At 44.3% G+C, this 24,207-nt stretch carries 18 protein-coding genes and 1 pseudogene; 2 read left to right on the top strand and 17 right to left on the bottom strand.

Annotated features, from left to right (window positions below; all coding sequences use genetic code 11):
* Nucleotides 1-76 precede the first annotated feature (76 nt).
* The 11 genes from JNUCC31_RS01010 to JNUCC31_RS01060 all read right to left on the bottom strand — a co-directional run bounded on the left by JNUCC31_RS01010 (nucleotide 77) and on the right by JNUCC31_RS01060 (nucleotide 13,596).
* On the bottom strand, nucleotides 77-934 hold the full coding sequence (locus JNUCC31_RS01010) for a hypothetical protein (protein ID WP_228469422.1): 858 nt from the start codon (nucleotides 932-934) through the stop codon (nucleotides 77-79).
* A gap of 476 nt (nucleotides 935-1,410) precedes the next feature.
* Nucleotides 1,411-1,770 (bottom strand): IS3 family transposase, encoded by a 360-nt coding sequence (locus JNUCC31_RS34015; protein WP_192267727.1) that lies wholly within the window; start codon nucleotides 1,768-1,770, stop codon nucleotides 1,411-1,413.
* A 32-nt stretch (nucleotides 1,771-1,802) separates the two neighbouring features.
* Nucleotides 1,803-2,228 carry an HTH domain-containing protein gene (locus JNUCC31_RS01020; RefSeq protein WP_192267729.1) on the bottom strand — a complete coding sequence of 142 codons (426 nt, stop codon included), beginning with the start codon at nucleotides 2,226-2,228 and terminating at the stop codon, nucleotides 1,803-1,805.
* A gap of 279 nt (nucleotides 2,229-2,507) precedes the next feature.
* Nucleotides 2,508-3,146, bottom strand: a complete 639-nt coding sequence (locus tag JNUCC31_RS01025; RefSeq protein ID WP_192267731.1) for a class D sortase — start codon at nucleotides 3,144-3,146, stop codon at nucleotides 2,508-2,510.
* A gap of 168 nt (nucleotides 3,147-3,314) precedes the next feature.
* Entirely contained in the window at nucleotides 3,315-3,776 is a 462-nt protein-coding gene (locus JNUCC31_RS01030) for an NUDIX domain-containing protein (RefSeq protein ID WP_192267733.1), read from the bottom strand.
* A 377-nt stretch (nucleotides 3,777-4,153) separates the two neighbouring features.
* Nucleotides 4,154-6,085 (bottom strand): fructose-1,6-bisphosphatase, encoded by a 1,932-nt coding sequence (locus tag JNUCC31_RS01035; protein ID WP_192267735.1) that lies wholly within the window; start codon nucleotides 6,083-6,085, stop codon nucleotides 4,154-4,156.
* A gap of 630 nt (nucleotides 6,086-6,715) precedes the next feature.
* Nucleotides 6,716-7,147: a universal stress protein gene (locus JNUCC31_RS01040; protein WP_192267737.1), complete on the bottom strand. Its 432-nt coding sequence runs from the start codon at nucleotides 7,145-7,147 to the stop codon at nucleotides 6,716-6,718.
* Nucleotides 7,140-8,384, bottom strand: coding sequence for a CynX/NimT family MFS transporter (locus JNUCC31_RS01045; protein ID WP_192267739.1), 1,245 nt, complete (start codon nucleotides 8,382-8,384; stop codon nucleotides 7,140-7,142). Before JNUCC31_RS01045 ends, JNUCC31_RS01040 begins: the two co-directional genes overlap by 8 nt.
* Before the next feature lie 218 nt (nucleotides 8,385-8,602).
* Nucleotides 8,603-9,163, bottom strand: a complete 561-nt coding sequence (locus tag JNUCC31_RS01050; RefSeq protein ID WP_192267741.1) for a helix-turn-helix domain-containing protein — start codon at nucleotides 9,161-9,163, stop codon at nucleotides 8,603-8,605.
* Between the two features lie 105 nt (nucleotides 9,164-9,268).
* Nucleotides 9,269-9,607 (bottom strand): VOC family protein, encoded by a 339-nt coding sequence (locus tag JNUCC31_RS01055; RefSeq protein WP_062323243.1) that lies wholly within the window; start codon nucleotides 9,605-9,607, stop codon nucleotides 9,269-9,271.
* Nucleotides 9,608-9,828: 221 nt separating this feature from the next.
* On the bottom strand, nucleotides 9,829-13,596 hold the full coding sequence (locus JNUCC31_RS01060; RefSeq protein WP_192267743.1) for an S-layer homology domain-containing protein: 3,768 nt from the start codon (nucleotides 13,594-13,596) through the stop codon (nucleotides 9,829-9,831).
* Nucleotides 13,597-13,881: 285 nt separating this feature from the next.
* On the opposite strand from JNUCC31_RS01060, the pseudogene JNUCC31_RS01065 reads away from it, so the two are divergent.
* Nucleotides 13,882-14,457, top strand: a pseudogene (locus JNUCC31_RS01065) (sigma-70 family RNA polymerase sigma factor).
* The gene (locus tag JNUCC31_RS01070) at nucleotides 14,447-15,499 is read left to right on the top strand and encodes a hypothetical protein (protein ID WP_192267745.1); all 1,053 of its coding nucleotides are present in this window, start codon (nucleotides 14,447-14,449) and stop codon (nucleotides 15,497-15,499) included. The pseudogene JNUCC31_RS01065 and the gene JNUCC31_RS01070 overlap by 11 nt, the downstream one beginning before the upstream one ends.
* 190 nt (nucleotides 15,500-15,689) lie before the next feature.
* Here JNUCC31_RS01070 and JNUCC31_RS33050 read toward each other — a convergent pair whose 3' ends face one another.
* The 6 genes from JNUCC31_RS33050 to JNUCC31_RS01100 all read right to left on the bottom strand — a co-directional run bounded on the left by JNUCC31_RS33050 (nucleotide 15,690) and on the right by JNUCC31_RS01100 (nucleotide 24,059).
* On the bottom strand, nucleotides 15,690-16,316 hold the full coding sequence (locus JNUCC31_RS33050; protein ID WP_228469425.1) for a glycoside hydrolase family protein: 627 nt from the start codon (nucleotides 16,314-16,316) through the stop codon (nucleotides 15,690-15,692).
* Between the two features lie 549 nt (nucleotides 16,317-16,865).
* Nucleotides 16,866-19,160 (bottom strand): chondroitinase-B domain-containing protein, encoded by a 2,295-nt coding sequence (locus JNUCC31_RS01080; protein WP_192267764.1) that lies wholly within the window; start codon nucleotides 19,158-19,160, stop codon nucleotides 16,866-16,868.
* A gap of 142 nt (nucleotides 19,161-19,302) precedes the next feature.
* Nucleotides 19,303-20,433 (bottom strand): glycoside hydrolase family 88 protein, encoded by a 1,131-nt coding sequence (locus JNUCC31_RS01085; RefSeq protein WP_192267766.1) that lies wholly within the window; start codon nucleotides 20,431-20,433, stop codon nucleotides 19,303-19,305.
* 21 nt (nucleotides 20,434-20,454) lie between these two features.
* Nucleotides 20,455-21,330, bottom strand: a complete 876-nt coding sequence (locus JNUCC31_RS01090) for a carbohydrate ABC transporter permease (RefSeq protein ID WP_192267768.1) — start codon at nucleotides 21,328-21,330, stop codon at nucleotides 20,455-20,457.
* 12 nt (nucleotides 21,331-21,342) lie between these two features.
* Nucleotides 21,343-22,296 carry an ABC transporter permease gene (locus JNUCC31_RS01095; protein ID WP_192267770.1) on the bottom strand — a complete coding sequence of 318 codons (954 nt, stop codon included), beginning with the start codon at nucleotides 22,294-22,296 and terminating at the stop codon, nucleotides 21,343-21,345.
* A 104-nt stretch (nucleotides 22,297-22,400) separates the two neighbouring features.
* Entirely contained in the window at nucleotides 22,401-24,059 is a 1,659-nt protein-coding gene (locus JNUCC31_RS01100) for a type 2 periplasmic-binding domain-containing protein (RefSeq protein ID WP_228469427.1), read from the bottom strand.
* Nucleotides 24,060-24,207: the final 148 nt, after the last annotated feature.

Here is a 24,207-nt window from a genome sequence, read left to right on the forward strand (position 1 = left end):
TATAAGATGACCTTTTTAAAGTGTCCATCTTATAGGGTACATTTTATTATGCGGACACCTCTTTTTTTAATTCATATCAGAAACAATCCCTATCTGATGGTTTAAGTGTTAATGAACCTTCCCACGTATCATTAACTTTTGCCCCTATCGGAAAACCAGCTACTTCGGCTCCTAATAAAAAGTACCCGTTGACTTTAAAGTTTGCTTTATCTTTTGGAGCACACTTTTGGGAATACGTCTTGCTTGCTGATGTTTGTTCCCAAGAAATCAAGTTTAAACCACCTAAGTGCGATCCGATTTTACTTACGCCTGTATATTGAGGCCAGTTATTTACGTATTTATAACTGTACTGTACAGAGATGTTCTTAGTAGCGGTAGCACCGCCAAACCCCCATGCAGTGAATGGAGCGAACCATGAAATGGTATACGAATCCTCTACGTCTGCTAATGCCGCCGCCATTGTAACTGCATCCGATGATGCTTGAGCTTGATCGGGAACATCAACAGATACATCTGTGTTGGCATCGCTGTTTTGAGAATCAATGTCGCTTCTCAACTGAGCTAAGAAAGATTCATATTCCTCCATATCTTTAAATTTCAAAGATTCGGGGATTTCAGATGAAGATGATTTATCCAAGGACTGTACGCTGTTTGATTGAATTTTTGATTTGATGCTGTCATAAGGTACGAATTCAACATCGTATTTGGAGGATAGAACGTCCAATTGAGGATCATTCAGGATATCAGCCTTAGCCATTGCGGTGGGCTGAAAGGTAACCAATAAGAGTGCGAAACTTAGGGCGACAGGGAAAAATTTCAATTTCTTAATAATTTTTATCAATCCTTTCAAATGTGATATAATATATTTTACCATATACAATTTATTTTTGCCATACTTAGGAAATAAAATGTATATAATTGTTTTATATTCCATAGAAAGGAGTGGTAATTTGAATTCGGAAAAGATCAATGAGAAAAAATGGAGTGTCAACAAGTCTGTAATAATCCCTTTGATAATTAGTTTACTAATTCCACTTTTATCAATTTTTTTACCGATCTATACGTCAACTGATGGCTACACATACAAATTAGGATTGCCCCTTTATTTTTTTTATTTTTACGGCTCTAATTTACCTTCGGGGCTTGGTTTTTTTGATGGGGATGTATTAAGCAAACATGTATCGTTTCAGATGCTCCTTTACACGCTCAATGTATTGATATGTTATTTTGTGATATACCTCATTAGGGTAGGGATATCTAAAATGAAGACCAAATAAGTTTTTTGTTTGCATTAGTTACCTTATAGTGGTAATGTTGGATTGTACCTCATTACTGACTGGATAGGGTACACTCCAACATTCTTTCCCTTAATCATTTCAGTATGATGAGCTGGGAAAGGGGAAGGTAAACTCAAAGTATGAGTGAACTTGAAATCGTTAAGTAGATATGGTAACATACATACAAGAGTATATCATACAGGTAACAGGCAACTTGTATGTATGTTTGCATGACTCGACGGATACGCTTGAGGTTGTATGTAACTCCATATTGGTTCTCCAGCGTCATTTTGATTTGACGAGCTCCCTTCTTCCTTCCCCGGTAACGGTAGGCTTTCAGAAGAATCGCTTTGACGTTTTCATCGTTTTGTTCCTGTTTTTGACGATGTAATTGAGCATTTTCACTACGATATCGATAGTAGCCCGAACGTGAGACCCCGGCGATTTCACATAGAACATGCACCTTTCGCTGGAGAGGGTATGCCCTCATCATCTGTTGAATCAGTTCGAATTTTTGCCACGTACTTAATTGAATTTCTTTTTTCTCATCTGCCTTTCGAGTTGATCGAGCTTTTTTAAGAATTCATTCTCCGCTTCAAGCCATTTCATTTTCGCTTCTAAACGGGCATATTTTTCTTCGAGACTTAATTCGCGGGTCAGAGGACGTCCTGAGGCGTGTTTTCTAGCGTCTGTTAATCCTGCAGGTCCTTGTTCCTGAAAAGCCGCACGCCATCGATTGGAAGCCTTTCGAATCCGGGTTGCCCCCAAAACGTCAATGGCAAAGCCCGCCTCCTGAAAAATCTCACTTGGAAACTTACCTTGATTATACTCTTGAATAAATCGTTCTTTAAAAGCATCCGTATATGTAATGGCTTTAGCACTGACATTTTTCACATAGGGATTTGTTCTTAACTGAGCTTGCTCTTGAGTTGTAAATAACTTTTTAGACATCCACTTTGACCACCGCTCGTTTTTTATTCATTGTACACAAAAAAGACCCTATAAGATGACCTTTTTAAAGTGTCCATCTTATAGGGTACATTTTAATTACATGTGGCTCCTTCTTTTTACTGTCCATGAGCTTCAATATTCGTTTCAAATTCACCGTTAAACTCTTCGCCTTCGGTATTACCTTCAGGAGACTTTTTCAGTGGCCTCGAGTATCACATGGGGATCTCTGATCCCCCCTGTGAAATACCAGTGGTGTTTTTAATGAAATTTCACATTCCATCACACTTTAGTATTTTCTTTATCTATGACCGCCCTCACAATTAACCGATGTGTCGGATTAATAAGGGGATCACATGTAATTAATGTAAGTACCTTTCCCAGATGCGGGTCTTCAAGTACGGATAAATCCGTTGGTTCTACGACAGATATCTTATCCACGACGTATACGGTTTTTGATTGGTCTGTCAGAGTTACTTCAATTTGGTCCCCAATCTCAAGCTCGCCCAAGCGGTTAAATAAACGCCCTTTTTTATGTGCCCGATGAGCTGCTATTGCCGCGTTACCTTCCTCACCAATGGGTGACGTTTCCACGAGATGCGCTGCAGTTACCTTCATATTATCTGCCGTTGCATCTTCCAGGATCGGTAAACGAATATCAATCTTATCAATTTCAATGATTCCAACAGCACCCGGAGAAACATCCTGCTGCACGTCTGCATCCTCTATTTCGGATTCCATGGAGATAGGATTCTGATTAGCTTTCTCAAAGGTGTGATTGACTTTAGTCAAATCTGATTGAAGCATCTCTAAATCATCCATAACCTTGACTTGTTGCCAGTCATAATACTTTTCCTGTAAAAAAGGGTAAATGATAAAGGAAACACCTAGGAAAATGAGTAAAGAATATATCTTCTTCATGTAATAACTCCTTTGTTATTAGACAAATCGTTTTAGCATTTATATTATCTGAAGCACATATACAAAAACTGAGCACGCCTTTGCTGATTGGCCAGAGAGCTCAGCATAAAAATGAGCAACTGTTAACTCTACAGACTGCTCATTTAACGTTAGTAACAATTTTATCCATCAAAAAAATTCCGGATTACCAGGTTCCTCGTTTCCTAAATACATCTCTTTTTTGTCTCCTTTGAATAATTGCACAATTTGCTTTCGTAATTTCGAGGGAAATAACGGTTGTTCGATAAGATTTTCAATATCAAGCCATTCGTACCTCACCTGATGTTTGACGCCACGCAAAGTAGAATTATCAATTGGTTCTGTGTGTTCGCACAAAAAGACAAAATCTACACGATGAAATGCTTCACCGTATACACCTTCAATTACAAATTCCAATGATTTAGGAACGATATCTACTCCAAGTTCTTCTAAAGCTTCACGCTTAACAGCTGCGGTTAATGTCTCCCCTGCATTTTGGCTTCCACCAGGCATTATATAAAAAGCATCACCATCATCATCTATCTTAATCGCTAACATTTTTCCATCTTGAATTATTAATGCCTTTACGGAATTTCTTATCTTTCTCTCCATCTTATCTTTTATCTCCTATAGTAAATAAATTCACATCGTTTTAATTGTGATCTAATGGTCCCTTCAAATAACAAAATCAGGCGAAGCAAGGGATCTCATTATGAATTCATTATTCTGAACTCCACTTGGTAATTTTGAGTTGGGTAATCTTCATGTTTTAGGTTTGATTTGATTACCCTCTCCCTCATAGTAGATGATCAAAGCTTTAAAAAAATTATTTCTTAGCTTCAAGCTCAATGCGCTAAACGTTATGTTAGCATATTTGTCTCAACAAATTCTGAACATAGATTAGCCGGCTTTTCCATTCGTACTGCGGACGCAGAACTTAAAAGCCCCCCTCCCTCGGGAGGGGGGCTTTTTGTACTTTTAGTATTTTTTTATTTCATGTAGCGATATTCCAGGAGGTCCTTCAAATTTGAGATTTTCTGCAGCAGCTTCTCCCCAACATTGGTTTCCCTCACCAGCTTCCGTTCCAGTTCTTTATCCACCAGTCTTTTTGCAGACAATACGTCCGTTCCGTTGCATAAGACATCTTCTTTTGAATTAAATTTCTGATGGGCGACGAGCTGCATGCCAAAGGAATTAAACAACAACGTATATCCGGCGATGCCCGTTGTGGATTGATAGGCTTTGGAAAAACCGCCGTCAATGACAACCATTTTCCCGTTGGCTTTAATGGGGCTCTCTCCACGAATTTCTTTAACTGGCGTGTGACCGTTAATGATATGTCCATGATCCGGATTCAACTCAAACTCCAGCAGGATTTTCCGGCAGATCTCCTCATTTTCACGTAAATAGTAGTAAGGGTTCTTTCTCTCCTTATGGGTTTCTTTATCCTGGATAAAGTACCGTTCAAAGGTGGTCATTTCTCTCTTTCCAAAGAGCGAGGAACATTCCCCTGTCCAGATGTACCATACCATATCTGTCGCTAGATCATCTGTCTCTTCCGGGTGCGCAAAGGAGTAACGTAAGTAATATTCAAAAACATCGAGCAGCTGACGGCCCGAATATGTCTTGTCTTCAATCTGCATTTCTTCCATGTTTCCTTTTTCATCCAAAGGAATACAGCCGTGAATTAACAAATTCCCGTTGTATTTTAAATAAAGGCTGCCCTTTTTCATAAGAAAATTCATATGTTTGGCCAGCTTTTCGGAATGCTGCACGGAAAACAGCAGCTTTTCCATCACCTCCTGTTCTTCCTCCAGCAATTGTTCAGGCTGCTGTCGATTTACGGCTCTGAAACAGGTGTTTTCCAGCGGGTACGTTTTTCCGCCGATTTTGATTTCATTGTTGTTGTAATCAATCTGCTCAAGCAAAAGTCTTTCAGACATATTGAAGTATGGGCGTCTCTTGATAATCGGGATTTCAAGCTTGAACTGGATCATGGCAATAGCTTGATGAATTTTGGTAATCTGCAGGATTTCCTGCTCTGAACCGTTATGGTCGGACTGCAGCTTGGGTCTGAAGGCCGGATTGTCATCATAATATTTCTCCGCCAAGTTTAGCAGTGGGCGAAGATTGATTCCGTATACGTCTTCGATGATGTCCAGATTGTCGTATCTGGCGCCGATCCGGATAATATTCGCAAGGCAGACCAGAGAACCCGCATAGGCGCCGATCCACAGGACATCATGGTTCCCCCACTGAATGTCCACAGAATGATAGTTGATGAGCGTGTCCATAATTTTATCGGGGTCCGGCCCCCGGTCATAGATATCTCCAACCACATGAAGATGGTCAACCACTAGGCGCTGGATCGTATAAGCAAGACCGATAATGAGCTTGTCCGCCTGACCCAAGGAGATAATTTGCCGGTATATTACCTCATAATAAGGATCCTTATTGTTGGTCGAATCCGTTTTGTATAGAAGCTCTTCTACAACATATATAAACTGCTCCGGCAGAGCTTTACGCAATTTCGAGCGCGTATATTTGGAAGAGGCATAAGAAACGAGCTTAAGCATTTGTTCAATCGTTTGTCTATGCCACCGGTTTAAGGCTTTTTTATTGCACAGGTCTGCTTTAACCAGCTGTATTTTTTCTTCCGGATAATAAACTAAAGCCGCAAAATCATTGATTTCATCATCTGTCCAAACCTCACGAAATAAATCCTTGATTTTCTCCTTTACATTACCCGAACCATTTCTTAGTACATGCTGAAAAGCATGAAACTCCCCATGCAAATCACTGACATAATGCTCAGTTCCCTTGGGAAGATTGGAGATCGCTTCAAGGTTGATGATCTCTGTTATGACTTTTTCTTCCGTATCATATTTCTCGGCCAATAAATCTAGAAACTGCTCATCCAAAACAGATGTCCCCCTTCAATTTAATCCGCTCTATAAATGATTTTTTACACACGGAATATTGTTCTTTCAAAATGCCAATCTCTTCACCTGTATGGTTAACAATAAAAGTAAAATTATTTATGTGGTGATATCAGCATCGCCTTCCCCTATCATGGTAAACCCCCTTATTGCCAAACTTCGCCTAATGACGCTAGCCTTGACCACAATCTGTTCAGGCTTACAGACGCATCACTTGGTGAAAAATTATTTTCGACGTAATAGGGTTCTTCAAACTCTTATCACATAAAGCTGCACCTAATTCTACAATATCTTTGGCTAATTAACATCATAGATCCAGTACTCAACCTTGTTCTTGGTTAAAATTTGTCCATCCGCCCAGCAGCCCTGCCAATCTAGTTTAGAATAATATCACTCTCACATGCTATGTATAAATAAATCTGCAATTCGGGCAAAATGGATTAGATATATGCCTAATCAGTAATCGGACCATGTTCTTGTCCTTCGACATAATAAAACCCCCTACTAGAGCATAATTATACTTTTGCTTCAGGTAGGAGGTTTTAAACTATTGATTCAACTAGTGTTCCCCGTTAGTGTAATCATCCATCATCTATGCAGTTCCCGAAAGAGTTAATGCACAATGAGGACTGGGCAGTTTGATAGCTGTGAAACCTTGTGGCTGACACTTCCAAGCATCATTTCTTTTATGCCACTTAGTCCACGACTTCCAATAATAATGAGTTGCTGGTCAGTATCCCTTGCATATTTTAATATTTCATGTGCAGGGTTTCCCTTAAGATGAACTGTTTTCGGGTTAATCCCCGCAGATTCTAATTTGGATTTGGCTTGTTGTAATAGTTCCAAACTCGCTTTCTCCATTTCGTTCAACATTTCTTCCAAGAAATTTTCCGGTACATATGTCATGCCATTCGATACATATTCCTGGCTGACATTAATCAAGGTAACTTGGGTTTGTTTGTTTCGGACTATTTCAACGGTTGCATCGAGCATTTTGTCCGTTATTTCCGCTTGATCAATGGCCACAATAATGTTGTCAAACATATTTATCGTCCTTTCCGTGCAGCTCGTATTTATCCCGGCTACCTACAAAACGGTTTCTTGCTGCTCCTATACCGACTAAAAAGAGTAAGACCGAAGCGCCAAGCAGAATGAAAAGTGGCAGTTTCCAACTATTAGTCGCATCATGCAGATATCCTATAAGGGCAGGACCGACTGCGGCAAGAAGATATCCGATCGATTGCGCCATGCCAGATAGTTCGGCTGCTTGATGCGCATTTTCAGTACGTAATCCAAAAAACATCATGGACAAACTAAAGGCGAAGCCTCCACCAATTCCGAGTATGATGATCCACAACAATATGATATTGGAACTTCCGTAAAGAAGTCCGAGCGTCCCAGTTAAAAGCAAAGTGGTTGTGATGACCACTAACAAACGTTGGCTAGACATACGCCCAGCAATAACGGGGACCAGAAAGGTAAATGGAAGCATGGCTAACTGCATGAGCGAGAGGTACCATCCTGATTGGCTGGAGTCAATTCCTTGCTGCTTTAAAATTTCGGGCAACCATGCGATCAACACATAGAAAACCATGGATTGTATACCCATAAACAAGGTTACTTGCCAGGCAAGAGGGGATCGCCAAACATTCACATCGTTGCTGGCCTTCTGTTGACTCGTCGTTGCTGTTTGGTTCGTTTGATTTCTTAATTGGGGTAACCAACAGAGGATCGATACGAAGCTTAGAATCCCCCATATGCCCAATGCTCCCTGCCATTTTAGACCTGCGTTCACGGCTAGCGGTACACTGATTCCTGATGCGATTGCTCCACATAAACTCATTGAAATGGAGTAAAGACCTGTCATGGAACCAATTTTATTTGGGAAATCCCTTTTGATTATACTTGGCAATAATACATTACATACGGCAATTGCGAATCCAAGAATTGCAGTCCCTATATACAGATTAGCTGCGCCAGATAAAGAACGTATTACAATACCAACAGTCAGAAATATTAGTGCAATCAAAATGAGGCGTTCAACCCCATATTTTCGTCCTAATTTTGGTACTAGAGGTGATAATAAAGCAAAGGCAAGCAAGGGTAGCGTTGTTATGAGGCCTGCTAATGTATTTGAAATTTGAACGTCATCCCTTATGAGACTCACTAAAGGCCCAACCGAGGTTAAGGGAGTACGTAAATTAGCTGCAATAACAATAATGCCGAGAATGATAAACCCTAAAGAGGATGGTATGGCTTTTTTACTTTGTTTGTTCGGCATTCTTCAATGCTCCTTTCTGAATTCATACGTATTGTTTGTTTCTTGCTGATTGAAAAAACGATCAATAACATCCGCGCGGACAACAAAAGTATATTATAGTATATTATTTTTTACAATAAGTAATTTATAATATAATTAAAATCGTCTAAAAACAAAAATACAACTCTGAATTCCCGTCATGGAATTCGGAGTTGTAGCATAAGTGGAATTTTCGATTTTTAGAAACCATACTTTAAGGAGATATGGAGCACGGTTTCGCTATTCGTATGATTGGTATAAGAGTGAGGACAATCTGCACGAAAACTGATCGTATCATATTGATTCAATGTGTAAATCTCTTCATTGACTTGAATTTCAATGGAACCAGTCATTACTGTCGCAATTTCTGTTGTATTCACATGATGACCTTCAGGGTAATACGAGCTATTTGGCTGTAAGTAAGCCCGACACATTTCAATATCATTGCTTTTAAAGACTGGTTCAATGATCCAATTTTTTTGATCATTAGAAAATCGCAGTCCTTCGCCTGCTCGATACAAACTAACAGGGGCTTCTGATTTGAACAAAGCCAATAGCGGTAAAGATATGCCTTTTGAAATTTTCCATATAATCGCCAAAGTTGGATTGGTCTCGCCACGTTCGATATTCCCAAGAGTAAGTTTGCTTACGTCCGTTAATTCGGCTAAGTCATCTAAGCTCATGTTTTTTTCTTTTCTATACCTTTTCAAGGCACCACCGATTTGTAATACAAATTGTTTTGATTCATCGACTTCATTCATTTGAAATTCACCTCAACAAAAAACAGTTATAGCTAGTATATCGTCAATCTAGATTCTTTTCCATACGATTAGTAATTGATGGTGAAAATCACTCACATCTGGAGATTAACACAAGACTTCAACAGTAAATCCACCAGGGGCTTCAACATAAAAAGTATAACCGTGTGCATGCTTAGGTGCGTCTACTTCGAAGCCATTGTCTTTCAAAAGACTATATATCCTGTCAACCTCTTGTTCGGTCGGTTGGGGAAATCCGATATGAAAAGTCACTGGATAGAGTACGTTTTTACCCTTCATTAGAGTGAGAATAAAGCCTTCATCATCAAACATAACTGCAAATGCGTTTCCTCTCGTACCTTCACATTTCATACCAAAATAAGTCTCTAAAAACTCGCGAGCAGCTGGAACATCAGTAACTGTTAGGTTCAGATGATTTAATTTCATAATTACACCCTTTCCTACATATTTTGTACGTCCTCCGTAGAGCTTTATCTTCAATCCAAATAATACCACATAATGGAACTATTCGGTCCGTTACTTCAATGAAAAGTCGTTTTATTTTTGTTCTATACAGACGATCATCTAAATCAACACAAAAAGAGACTGAATTAATCAGTCCCCTGCGTCTACATATCGATTTACGACGTGTGACGTTCTCTATTTTGTTATGGTGCAAGCAGTTTATCCAACAAGCGAATAATCATCGCAACGGATTCAGCACGGGAAGCAGAATCATTCGGTTTGAACAATCCGTTGCCTTTACCACTTACAATACCTGCATTCGCGAAAGCATTGATTTGTTCAGAAGCCCAGTTCGTAACTACATCCGAAAATGGATTGGATGCGCTGGGAACATAGTTCGTCAGCCGAGAAAGCATGACAACGATCTCAGCGCGGGAGATCTCTTGATTAGGATGGAAAGCCCCATCACCATAACCCTTGATTATCCCTTTAGACTGTAATGCTGCAATCGCTTCTGAAGCCCAATGCCCTTGCGTGTCAGAGAAGGAAGAACCGACTGAATCCGTTACACCAAAAGCTTTTGCAAGCATCGTGGCGAACTCGGCGCGAGTTACCTTTTCATTGGGACGGTAAGAACCATCACGATAACCCGTTACAATACCCATCTTAGCGGCACGTTCCACTACGGAAGCACTCCACAAAGATGCTGGAACATCCGTAAATCTTACAGCGGGAGCAGATTTCTCTTTTTCCACAATAGCCTTCACTGCGTCTACATCTACCTTGTCGTTGAAGACAGGCTTCGAAGGCGTCGGAGTTGGTGTTGGTGTTGGTGTTGGTGTTGGTGTTGGTGTTGGTGTTGGTGTTGGTGTTGGTGTTGGTGTTGGTGTTGGTGTTGGTGTTGGTGTTGGTGTTGGTGTTGGTGTTGGTGTTGGTGTTGGTGTTGGTGTTGGTGTTGGTGTTGGTGTTGGTGTTGGTGTTGGTGTTGGTGTTGGTGTTGGTGTTGGTGTTGGTGTTGGTGTTGGTGTTGGTGTTGGTGTTGGTGTTGGTGTTGGTGTCGGTGTTGACGGTTCGGTTTCCGTTGTTTTTACAACAGAAAAGCCATCGATTACAGTGCCCGCACTCGTACGTGCCTCCACACGAATCTCATCCTCGGTGATTTCAATAGCAGAATATACGGGAACGTCTTCATCAAAGATATAATTCAAATAATTATATTTAGTGCCATCATAGAATTTCCAGCCTGAAGCACCGCCATCCAGATATACCGTACCCTTATTTGTAGCTTTATTCGGCTTTCCATCCAGCATTGGATAAGTGCGCGCATATACATGATCATGACCAACCAGGATCAAATCAACTTTTTTCTCTTCTAATATAGGGGCAAAATACGTTTGTGTATACTCAACAAGGGATTCCCGGCCATTTTCTGTATGGTAGGCAGGACGGTGGAACATAGCAATAGTCCATTTTTTATCATTCTGATCCAGATCTTCCTTCAACCATGCAGCTTGATCAACCATTTGTTCCTCTGTACCTTCTGAGTTCAATACGACAAAATGAGTATCATCGACCTCATAAGAGTACGCATATTGCATCTGGGATTCCGGCCCGTTCTCCGGGAAATTCGCACCTTTGGCAAATACATCTTTCCCTTCACTCTTTACATCATGATTACCCAATGTTAGAGCAGTTGGAATGGTCGTTGCATAGACCGACGAAGCTTGCCAGAACTTTTGCCATTCTTCAAATGCGCCACCTGCATCAACCATATCTCCACCATGCATAATAAACTGTGTAGATGGATAGTGTGTCAAAGCGTTAGTCATTAATTCTTGATAAATTTGTTGTCCTTGTAATTGATTCGTATGAGAATCCGTAATAAACAAGAATGAGGTCGGTGTTGATTTGTTCTGATCTACAGTAGAATATTCATGCCACTCCGACCAATTGCCCTCATAGCCTACACGATATTTGTAAGTAGTATCTGCTTTCAAGCCTTCAATCAGAGCATTATGAAACCGGATTTCACCCTTCGTTCCATTTTCCTTCATACTAAGCACTTGAAGTTCACTCTCAGCTGGATGCTGTTTTACATGAGTGACATCAGGGCTTTCCCCTGTTCCCCATTCACTTGCTTCGATGTATTGAAGATAAGTAAAGGTTTGGTCCGGATTTGTTTGCCAGGCAGCGCTCAGTTGTGAAGACATATCTTCTGCAACATAGGTTTGAACATATTGAGGTTCATCCGTACCGTATTGCTCCACGACTTCATAATGGACAACCTTACTGTTCTGATCACCGTTGACAGCTTGAACCTGATAGGTTCCTAGTGCCAATGTAGTCAGGTCTGTCGTTAATTGTCCTTTAGTATCTGTTTTACCAAGGCTGCTGTTCAATAACTGACTGCTAACATCAGCTTCAGAGATAAAGCCCGTTGTTCGACCATCTGCGAGAATAACCTCGAATAATCCATCCTCAGCTTCTGCTGAAGCGTAGTAACGTTCACCAGCTTTTGCGACCATTAATACATTAGAGGACATATTATCATCCTCATATACATTAGACGTTACAGTTTTAACTGTAACAACTGAGCTTTGCTTTAATAATCCGGTGAAAACAATATCCGCATCTTCAACCGGTTTGCCCTCTCGATCTAACACTGTAAATGTAGAAGTCGTGCCCAAACCAACTCCCGTCATTTCCAGCTGATATGGAAATGCGATTGTATAGTGAACAGGTGCAGCCAGTGGTGAGCTTGTCTGAACATCACCCGCTGTTAGACTCGAATTACTCATCGTAATGGTTTTGTACTCTTCACCGCGCTCTAACACGGCATGAGAGCTCACTCTGAAGTTAACGGTAACGACATCATGAGCTGCTGCTGATACATTATCAAGTGCTACCTGAACATTTCCGTGCTCATTATCAATATCTGAAGTTAGGGCAACCCCAGCCGCTTGAGTTATACTTTCAACTTGAAGGGTATTTGCATCATAATTTAGTGTGAATTTCGCCCCTTCTGCATTCAAGTAATCTCTGATACTGACTTGAACAGGGTAGATTTCATTACTTATTGCTTCTTTCTCAGCAGTCATGAACAACCGTTCGCCTGCATTCATTGTAAAAGTGAATGTTTTCCCTGCCGGGTTACCAACCTTATCCTTCACTTCAATAACAAGCTCATGATAACCGCCATCCACATCTTTCCCTGGATAGGTTAATACATTTGTATCTGGAGAATAGTGCACTTCATCCGTAATATCCGTGCCATCCAAAAGAACAGATAACGTATCCAAATCCAAACCTGATCCGTTATCGGTCAGCTCAACCTTTAATTCATCAAGTGGAGCATTTAATTCTTCATTCTCAACGGGGGCTATAGGTTTAATATTTGGAACGTCTTTATCCTCATCCATTTCCTCATAGATGAAGGTAATATCATCTATCCAAATAGAGCCCTTATTTTTTTTGCTCATATTTGATTGTTTCAATTGGAAAAACAATTCAAGGACAATCGGACCTGGTTTACCCTGCGGAACATCCGCCTCGATATATTTCCAACCAGACCAGTCTATACCGGTTTGATTTTCATCATAAAATTCAGCCTGGAAAGAAGATCCGCCTTGATCTCTAAATTTGGTTGTTAGCAAATGCCCTTCCTTGTTCCCATACACCCACATGCCTACTTTAGTAGGGTAACCTGTTACCGGGATATTCCCTGTTTTATACCCTACTTCAATTTGAGAGGGGTTATCTACGATGCCAATCATATCGTAATCAATTCTAGCCGAATATTGTCCATTTCTTACATGCTTCTTATTGTCTTCCAGGTGCAGTGTCGCATCATACATACGTTTAGGATTAAATTTCACATCGGAAATTCCATCTTCAAAATCTTCAACCATAACGGATGGCGCAGTTTCATCTGCTGCATAGATATAATTATTTTGACCAATACCTGTATGCAAGCTTCCTCCTAGCAACGTTACCATTGATATAATTACTATTGTCTTTTGTAGTACTTTGGCTTTCATTACTTTTCCTTCACTCCTTAGTGAAATTAGTATTCAAAGAGTACTATAACAATGCAATGTAAAATGGATACACCATTACTATTAAGAATCCTTGCAATAAGAAAGGACCTTACCATGAATTAGAGCTGGGTTTGCAAAAAAAATAAAAAGAAAACCGAACCTTTTTCCGATAGAGAGACAATATCGTGTGTAAGCTGCTTACTCAGGAGGGCCCTCTGAATGGAAAGTGAATATATGTACCAATTACTCACAAAAATGAAGGATGGTGATCAACAGGCGTTTCATACGATGTATGATGCCACTTATCAGGACGTCTATCGGACCGTCACCTTTCTGGTGGATCATCAGCAGGATCGGGAAGATGTCATGAATGAGATTTATATGCAAATGTGGACCTCACTGGCCAACTACGATACGAGTAGACCTTTCCACTTCTGGTTGCACGGCCTGGTGATCCGTCAAGTGTAGAGATTTCGGGTCAAAAGCTGGCGGAGATTCCGAATTTTTGAACGCATCCGTTCCTTCTCTCGGGAAGAACCTCATTGGGATCAACCTGCGGTGTTGATGGATGGGACGAACGACATGATATCGCAGGCCATTAAGAAACTGACCGACAAACAGCGAACGGTGATTATCCTCCGGTTTTTTCATGACTATACGCTTGAGGAAATCGCGACATTGCTCGATATTCCATTGGGTACAGTCAAGTCGAGATATCATGCTGGCCTGCAGGCGCTTCGAAAAAACATATGGAATCTCCCCCCAGAAAGGATGGAAAAGATCAATGACTATTGAACGCAAAATCCGTGAACATCTGCACAAAGAAGCCGAAACGTTGGAGTGCCCACCGGCCATTTCCAATCGAATAGAACAATCCTATTCTCAATATTTGCAACGCAAAAGGAGCGGAAAACCCATGAAAAAACGATTGATTGGTGGAATTGTTGCTGTTGCGATTTTGATTCCAAGCGCAGCATTTGCGGCACCTACCTTGATTGATATACTTACCAGAACACCAATGACTGCTGAACAAGTCAAGACGGATGAGGTTGGCAAAGCAGCACTTGAGAAGCTGTATAACGCATTTCCCGAAACAAAAGGGTTTGAGATCATCGATGCAAGCAACGTTCAAGGTGCTCAAACAAGCATCATCCTACAGGAAAAGGGAGGAACCGGCAAAAAGATTACACTTCATACAAACGGTATTACCGGTGCGATTGAACACGTGATTCAAGAGAATTGGGAGCCTAAGGAGAAACCGCTCACTGCTTTAACCGATCAGGAAATCATGTCGAAGGTAAATGCTCTCATTGATAAATTGTATGGTAACATCGAAAAGTACGAGTTTACTATGGAGGAAATGGAGAACCCGAATCAAAAAACGCTTGTATTGAATTACAGCACAAAGGGATCAACAACACCGTTCTACCAGGTAGTTGTTCAGGGCAATTCAATCAGTGTTTCTCTGATCGGAGGTGAGACTACATCTTCAAACATGAAGGTAGAAGGTTTCTTCTCTACAAATGGTAAACCGGATTATTTTGCCGATGCCTATCTAAATGATGAAAAACTGTTTGCTTTACTTAAAATCAGCCCGACAGAATTAAAACAAGAATTAGCAGAGGGTAAATCTGTTGTGGAGATTGCAGCATCTAGAAATGTCTCAAAACAACAAGTGATTGACGTCATTGCAAAAACGCAGGCTGACGGACAGATTCAAGGTGAGAAAAATGGCGATGTTCCAAAAAGCAATCGTTCAAATGAAGAAATGTTAAAAGCTGTTGAACCAAAAGTATTACAAATTATTGAGCACAAAACTGAAACACCATCGAAGTAATAATCCATTCAACAAGCGAGGATGTACGCGTATATACCGAGCTTGGTAAAAAGTAATAAGAGGCCGGTATCCTTATCATCCAGGAAACCGGCCATTTTTAGATCAAAAGAGGCTTGGCGTATCAAATTCGCAGCTTGTTGGCGGCATGTTGGTTCTCAGTAATATGATAAGCAATACGACTCGAATTAAATCATTGCTTTAATGGTATAACCATGTTCCACGTATCGGAAGCGTCCTTAAAACCATCACTGCCGTCCGAGACGGCCGCGAACAAATGAGTCGGCTTGCCGTTCTGGAACAACAGGAACGGCCGCTCCAGATTGCCCAGCGTCTGCACCGTACCGTCATCCCAACACACCGTCCGGGAATAGCCTTGCGGCTGCCCATGCAAGCTCCATTTCAGCCCGTCCGGCGACTCGGCGTAGATGCCGCCGTATTTTTCTCCGCATAGATGCCCTTCCATATCTTTGGCGATCATATTGTATCCTTCGTTTGTTTGCCAGATGAAAGGGTCTTCGATATGGAACGAATCTGGAGGGAACACCGGCTCGTCACTCAGCACCCGGTACAGCCCCTCGTAGTGATCGGCATACGCAACGCCAATCGTCATGCCGCTATGCAGGTTGCCTTCGTAGTGACGTGCTTTATAGATCAGCAGCACGGAACCGTCCTTCCGGACACACGGAGCCGGATTGGAGGTCAGAAAGCTATCGAATCGGCCGGGACGTGTTGGCAATATCGGTTCGTCCGCTCTGCGCCACGGGCCAAAAACGCTGTCCGCTATAGCCAGACCTACCCGTTTGTTTGCCCGCGCCACGATGCATTGAGGATCAGTTAACCCGAAATTCCCGGGCGGCTCTGGATCGCTTAACGGATGGGTCGAACCCGTATAATAAAGCAAATATTTGTTGTTGTGCTTGACGATATGGGGGTTGTGCGTGCAGCGACCGTCCCAATATTCCGCTCCCCTCGCCGGAAGCACCACCTCGCAGAATCGGTACGGTCCTTCGGGGGTATCCGACTCTGCCCTGACAACCTCTGAAGCTGTCATCCAGCCGGGATGCATCGGCAGTGTCTTCGGCCAGCGCGAGGCAAACATATGGAATTTGCCGTCCTCACCCTGCACGACGGAACCGCACCAAACCCAATAACCTTCCATACGGAAGCCGCCGCCACGTGGAGCCGGCAACATTGTGCTAGTATGCATGTACAGTCACCTCTTTTTTTCCGCGATTCCATAATTGTTGTGAAACATGGTTTCCCATCCTTCCAAATGAAGTAAATAACAAGACTGCTCCGTACATCAATAGATCGATATAGTCATGCCGGCGAACCAACCGCCGGCATGCTTGCACATATATTGATCCTAAGGCGTATTCAGCCCCACATCGTCAGCCGCGAGCGGGCGATTCAGTAGAGGCGCACCGGAATATTCGTCCGCTCCCACATCTGCTGTCGTTCGCATTTGACTGTCCATATCCGCCAGCACGAACGCGTATGTCCCAACAGCTGCATCCATTGCCGGGCTGCTCGCGGACAGTTTCTGAATGCCGTTCACCGCAGTCAGCAGCGGATTGATATTTCGGATCTGTTCCGAGCTGCGTGATCTGTTGCTTACCGTGCTGCCAAACCCGATGTTGCCTTGGAACAGCGTATTCGTTGTCGCCGCCTCGTAATAAAGCGTGCCGGTGCTGTTGTATACGATATTGTTTGCCACGACGGAATCCTGCGGAGCATACGCTTTGCCTGAGCCGATGACGATACCGGTTTTGCTATTTACAATTGTATTGTTGACGATAAGCGCCCGGTAAACTTTCCACTGTTTACGCAATTCTTCGACCGTCGGACTTGGAGGGGAGCCTCCAGTACCGCCGTCGAAGTCGCCGTTAGGCAAGTAGATTGCTTCGCCAGTCAAATTCTCAAAGTAGTTGTTATAAATCTTATGGTCATTGCCAAACATCCGGATGCCTTCCTGATCCGACTCCACGCCATCCCCGAGGAAAAAATTTCCATATACGCTGTTGTTATGGCCATGCCGCAGCGTCAGGCTGCCCTTGGACGTGCGGAACGTATTGAAGCGCACGGAATTGCTGCTGCTCTTGACCGATATGATTTCCGGCTCTCCATCGCAATTCTGAAATACATTGTATTGGATCGTATTATAGCCGTGGGAGAGCGTAAGACCCGACAAGCCGAGACGAATGGTCTCTTTGCCGTTAGCTACCCATGGGCCTACATCATGGAAATAGTTGTATTCAATAATATCGTATTGCGAAATTTGCCCTGAGCCGTCCTGTCCTTCGTAAGCGATTAGCGGTTCGGTATCGCTCTTCAATCCGAAGTCGTTCCGGTCGATGCGGTTATGATGGCTGTTCGTGCCCCGCACTTGCAGCCACATTAGGCCGCTCCCCGAGCTTGGAAGCGCAAACGTATTACGGGTCAGTCGCACATGGTGCGAGCCTTCCAACACCACTGCGCCATTGCTTGTGTTCGTAAACTTTAATCCGTCCAGCACCACATGCGAGGAGTTCTCGACGCGGAAGCCTGACCCTCCCGAGATGATAGCCTGACCGCGGTTTTTCGCTTTAATAACGATTGGCGCGTTGGCAGTGCCGTTTTTGTTCTGAACAGCAAACGGGCTTGTACGTGAATACGTGCCGTTTGCCAACACAATCGTTTTACCCGCCGTAGCGGTTGCAAGCTCGGCAGCCAACTGTGTGGAAGTGCTAACTTCGATGACCGTCCCTTCGCTACCGATACCGCTTGAATCGCTACCATAGATTTCGACCTCGGTCAAGCTGTTCCAGGCGTTCACCGAGTTGCCGTGGCCAACAATACGAACGTAGCGGACGGGGGCAACATCGGCAAAATCAAATGTCTGCAAGCTATTGCTCAGACTGCTGACTGCTCCCGGAAGCACTGTACTGAAGTTGTAGCCATCATATGAAGTCTGGATATCAAAAGCGAAAGTTCGCTCCGCTCCGTTGGCGAAGGCGATCTTCACGTATTCCACGCGCTTGCTCGATCCAAGGTCGTATTGGACCCACTCCCCCTCGCCACTCGCTGACCAGCGCGTGTTAAGATCGCCGTCGATTGTATACGCGACGATATTGCCGTCATCTCCGCTGGCCATAAGTTGTGGCACGGTAATCGCCAACTTGCTTGCGCCTGGCGGATTTCCGCTCGCGGTGCCGTAGAGTTCAACTTCAGAATAGCTGTTCCACAGGTTGGAAGAATTGCCGTGCCCAACGATCCTCACATAGCGGGTAGAATCGACATCCGGGAAATCGAACGTTTGCAGACCTTCCACAAGGCTGCTCACAACTCCGCTGCTGACGGTCGTAAAGGTGGAACCGTCCGTAGACGTCAATATATCAAAAGTAGAAGTGCGGCTTGACCCACTCAGAAATGCAATTTTGATGAAAGACACTTTGCGATTTACACCCAAATCGTACTGGATCCATTGCACGTCGCCATTCGCCGACCAACGTGTTAAGAAATCGCCGTCCACCGTGTTGGCTGGAACGTTGCCATCATCTCCGCTTGCCGTCACGTCGGAGCTGCCAATTGTAAACTTCGTATCAGCCGCCCTCGCCGTACCTGGCATTAACGCAACCAGCATACAGATCAAAATAATGAACTTCATACTTTTGATTCTCATAATTCTTTTTCATCCTTTCCATTATGAAATGATGGTTATAGAATCATTCCCTTCGTTCCGTCCGGCACCTCCTCTCAAGAATACGGAAGCCCGGAGGAACTTCCTGTCCTCCCGGCTTCGTAATTACGGCCTGTGACCCCGCTTAAAAAATATGCTGGCTCCAGCCTTTGCTCTTCGCCAAAGCTTCAATATAATAGTAATCGCCGTAAATCAGCGAAACGTTGATGTTGGTATTGACTGGCTTATGACCGGTTGCGCCGAGCAGGATGCCTTCATACTCCGGCTTGTCGAGCGCACTGTAGTTGTTCGACAGCGAGCGAAGAATGCGCGTAGCCGCGCGCTGGTATAAAGCAGCTTCCTCAGGAGCCACCTGCTTCGCGATATCGATCAAGCCGGATGCTGCGCAGCTCGCCGCCGAGGTGTCGCGCGGTTCGTCCGTCAAGTCGGTCGCCGCACGGAAATCCCAATGCGGCACATCGTCATCAGCCAACGCGCTGATGAAATAATGTGCCACCCCCTTCGCCGCATTCAAGTATCGCGCTTCTCCCGTATAGCGGTAGGCGCAGCTCATCCCGTAGAGCGCCCAAGCTTGGCCCCGTGACCAGGACGATTGCGGTGCAAAGCCCTGTCCGCCATCATAACGCTCCACTTCGCCCGTCTCCGGATCGAAGATAACGATATGATGCACCGATCCGTCGCCTCGGATGAATGAGCGAAGCACCATATCTGCATGGGCGACCGCAATATGCTTGAAGCGCGGATCATCGCTTTCTTCACTCGCCCAGAACAGAAGCGGCAAATTCATCATCGAATCGATGATCGACCAACCCGTCTGGTTGCGGGGCCAGGCTCGAATGAACTGTCCTGCCGGGTTGTACCTGCCCGCCAGATAGTTGGCAGCGAACAGCCCACGCCGCCGAGCGTCCGGGTCGCCTGTCAACTTGTAGCGGATAACCGATGTCGGCAGGAACTGAAAGCCGACATCGTGATGGAAATGGTTGTCCCGCAAGTAACATTGCTCCATGCATTCGTCCCAAGGCTCCGCCTCCTCCCGATAACGTTGCTCGCCAGTCATATCGTACAGAATCCATAGAATGCCCGGCCAGAAGCCCGAAATCCACTGATCCACTTTGATCTGGTCATATTTGCCCGCCGCCGAAACATGCGGCGCTTCTGTCCAGCCCGCTTCGATCATATGATCAACTTTAATCTTCACTTTATCCCACCAAGTCATCAGCTCGGATGGTTTAAGTGTCACATTTTCATTGCTCATCTCTGAATTCGGCCCCTTTTCCTAACCTTTAATGGCACCGATCAAGGCGCCTTTCACGAAATATTTTTGCAAAAACGGATAGACCAGAAAAATCGGAAGGGTCGCTACCATAATCGTGGCGTATTTCAATGTCTCGCCCAATATGATGATCTCATCCTGGGAAGCTCCTTCCGCCATGGAGTTTGCCTCGCCAATAATCAAAATTTCTCGCAGGATCAACTGCAACGGATACAGCGACCGATCCTGTAGGAAGATCATCGCGTTAAACCAGGAGTTCCAGTGGCTTACTCCGTAATACAGGCCTACCACTGCAAGCACGGGCTTGCATAGCGGCAGGAAGATGCGGAACAGAATGCCAAAGTCGTTGGCGCCGTCGATCTTGGCCGACTCTTCCAGCGCATCCGGCACTGCCTCGAACGATGTTCGCATAATAATGAGGTTAAATGCGCTTATTGCGGTAGGCAGAATCAGCGCCCACAGTGTGTCTGTAATACCGAGCCCTCTGACCAGCAAGTAGAACGGAATTAATCCACCGCTGAAAAACATGGTAAACACGATAAACAACGTAAGCTGCTTGCGATATTGCAACGTTTTTCTGGACAAGGCGTATGCGGCAAAGGAAGTAAGCAGCAAATTAAGAGCCACGCCTACAATGACAATAAATAACGTGTTTCGGTAGCCGAGCAGGATCATCGGATTACTGAATACCGCCCAATATGTTTCAAGTGAGAAGCCCAGCGGCTTCCAAAGGATGCCCTTATGCGCCATCATCAGCGCTGGTTCGCTGAAAGAAGCAAATGCCACGTATAGAATGGGGTACATTGTTACAATCATGAGCGCGGACAAAAACAGCGTATTGCAAACCCGGAATATATGTTCACCCAAGCTTACTCGCATGCGAACCCTCCTCTACCACAAACCCGTATTGTTCAACTTCCGGCTTATCCAGTTGGAGCCGATAACAAGCGCGAAGTTAATCACGGAGTTGAACAATCCGACAGCGGAGCTGAAACTGAATTGAAAATCTTGAAGCCCGATCCGGTACACATACGAGGAAATCACATCCGCTGTCACATACGTGGTCGGATTGTACAACAGAATAACTTTCTCAAAGCCAACGCTCATAATTCGGCCAATGTCCAGGATGAGCAATATAAAGAAAACGGGGAGCAGACCGGGTAGAGTAACATGAAGCATCTGCTTCCAGCGTCCACCTCCATCGATCTTGCAAGCTTCATATTGCTCAAGATCGATCGCAGACAGCGCGGCCAAATAAATAATGGTACCCCAACCTATATGCTGCCATATATTCGACGAAACGAATATTGTCCTGAAAAAAGACGGCTCCAGCAGCATCGTAACCCGCTCACCACCGAAAAATGCGATAATATCGTTGATGACGCCGTCACTGCTCGTAAAATCCTTGATCATACCGCAAATAATGACAAGCGAAATAAAATGCGGCAAATACGTAATCGTCTGAATCGAACGCTTGAACAGCGCATTTTTCACCTCATTTAGCAACAAGGCGAGAATAAGCGGAGCGGGAAAACCGAAAATGAGATCGTACAAGCTAATCATCAGCGTGTTTTTAAACACCCGCCAAAAATACATCCCGCCAAAAAAGTCTTTGAAATGCTCCAATCCTACCCACGCGCTGCCCCCAATTCCAAGCCGGGGGTTAAAATCCTTGAACGCAATAATTGAACCGTACATCGGGATATAATGAAAAATAATGAAATATAACAAAACAGGAGTAAGCATCATGTACAAATACTTGTTCTTAACTATGTCTTTCGCGATATTAAGCGGCAGACGACCGACATGCGTTACTTTGCTGCGTCCCAGCTTCAACTGAGCCATCTCCTACTCCTCCTATCCACATCCAGCATCATCGGAAGGGGATGGCTGCACCATTCCCTTACCCCCACGGCAGCCTGCAGCCAACCGTGGGACAATACATGGAGTTATCTGTTGTTGTAGCGGTCCAAGGCGCCTTGATAGATGTCGATTACCTCGCGAATCCCCATATCTTCCAGCTGCTTCACAAAGCTGTCGAACTTGTCGAGCGGCTCGTTCCCCATTACAAATTTGATAAACATTTCTTCCAGATACGTGTTGATTGCCGTCATCGTCCGCGCTACCTTCTTGCTCTCATCTACAGTAGGCGTAATGAACGCGGGCAAAACATGTTTCGCCGCATCGGTCTCTGACCAAACCTGGACCGCCTCGTCCTGTTGTGGGAACGTGTTGGTCGTTTTTTGCTCATGCATCGGAAATGGACCGTTCGGAACCGTATATTGCGCCAACATCTGCTGTGAAGTGTACTTATCGTTTTTTACGATCATATCGGTAAATTTCGGGACGCCGTTGTCCATCGTGTAGCTTTCGCCTTCAACGCCGAAGTTGTACACCATAGTCCCTTGCTCGCTAAATGCAAAGTCCAGCCATTTTACGATCGTTTCGAGGTCTTTCGCCGATGTCGTCACAGCCGCACTTGCTTTCGGGTTATATTTGAAATCGAGCTGTCCGGTGAACGGTTTTTCGCCTGCTTTCAATACCGGATAAGGAGCTGCTACGAGATCAAAAGCCGGATTTTGGGCTTTGCCGGACTCCAGCCATTTGCCCATGCCGCCGCCCAGCAGGAAGACAGTTGCGCCGGACTCGCCGTTCAGAAGCCGCTTATCCAGCGTGTTGCGCTCGACGATCGGGAAGTCTTTATCAATCAGCCCTTCGGAATACCACTGGCGGAACAACGTCATAACATCCTTGTATTGCGGATCTAACGGGCCGTATTTCACCTTGCCTTGGTCGTCAATATAGAAGCCGTGCGACGTTTTGTATGCCCCGAAGAACGCGTCCTGCAAATTCATCTTGTTCGCGTATAGCGCAGTCAGTGGTGCTACAGCGCCTTTTTTCTCTTTGAACGCCGTCAGAACCTTATGCCAATCGTCTATCGTTACAGGCAATTGCAGCCCCAACTCATCCAACCAATCTTTGCGCAGCATTGGTCCGCGGAAGACTAATCCTTCCGTGTTGCGCACCATCGGGAAGACGTAATACTGGCCACTGTCGGTTTTTACCATTTTATCCAGCTCTGGATTAGCCTCCAACATCTTCTTCAGGTTAGGCGCATATTGATCGATCAAATCGTTTAGCGGTATGATAACCCCGTCTGAAATCGCCTTCTCCGGTCCACCCGGATAAATACTCCAGTCATACTCCAGTACATCAGGCAGCTTGCTGGAAGCCAACAACAAATTAAACTGCTCTTCAGCTTGACCGTCGGTCGGGTGGATGTAGTTCACTTTCACGCCGGTAGCTTCTGCAATCGCCTTCCCGATTGGCGCTTCCGCCAGATTCGTTGTAAATGTAATCAGGTTTCCGTTGATTGGAGCCCAATACGAGAAAGTATCTTTCGTATCCAGCGGATACACCGTCTTACCCGATCCCTCGTTGCCTTTGCTTACGCCATCGCCGACCGCGCTTTGAGCCGGCTCTGTCTTATCCTTGTTTCCGGAGCCGCCATTACTGGAGCATGCGGTTATCAACAATGAAAGTACCATTACGATCCCCAGTGTGAGCTGCAGCCTTTTACGAGTTTTGCCGTTGCGATTTTTCGCCACTTGAGCCCCTCCGTTCTTTTCGTCTCGAATAAGTTGCTTTGAATACGCTTTCAACATAACGTTAATCCGGTGCCTCAAGCCATCGTTAAAACCTAAAATATACTTCATTTTCTCAAAAATGAGGGTAACAAAACCGAATGTTTGCCAC

It is taken from the genome of Paenibacillus sp. JNUCC-31 (assembly GCF_014844075.1).
Taxonomy (GTDB): Bacteria; Bacillota; Bacilli; order Paenibacillales; family Paenibacillaceae; genus Paenibacillus.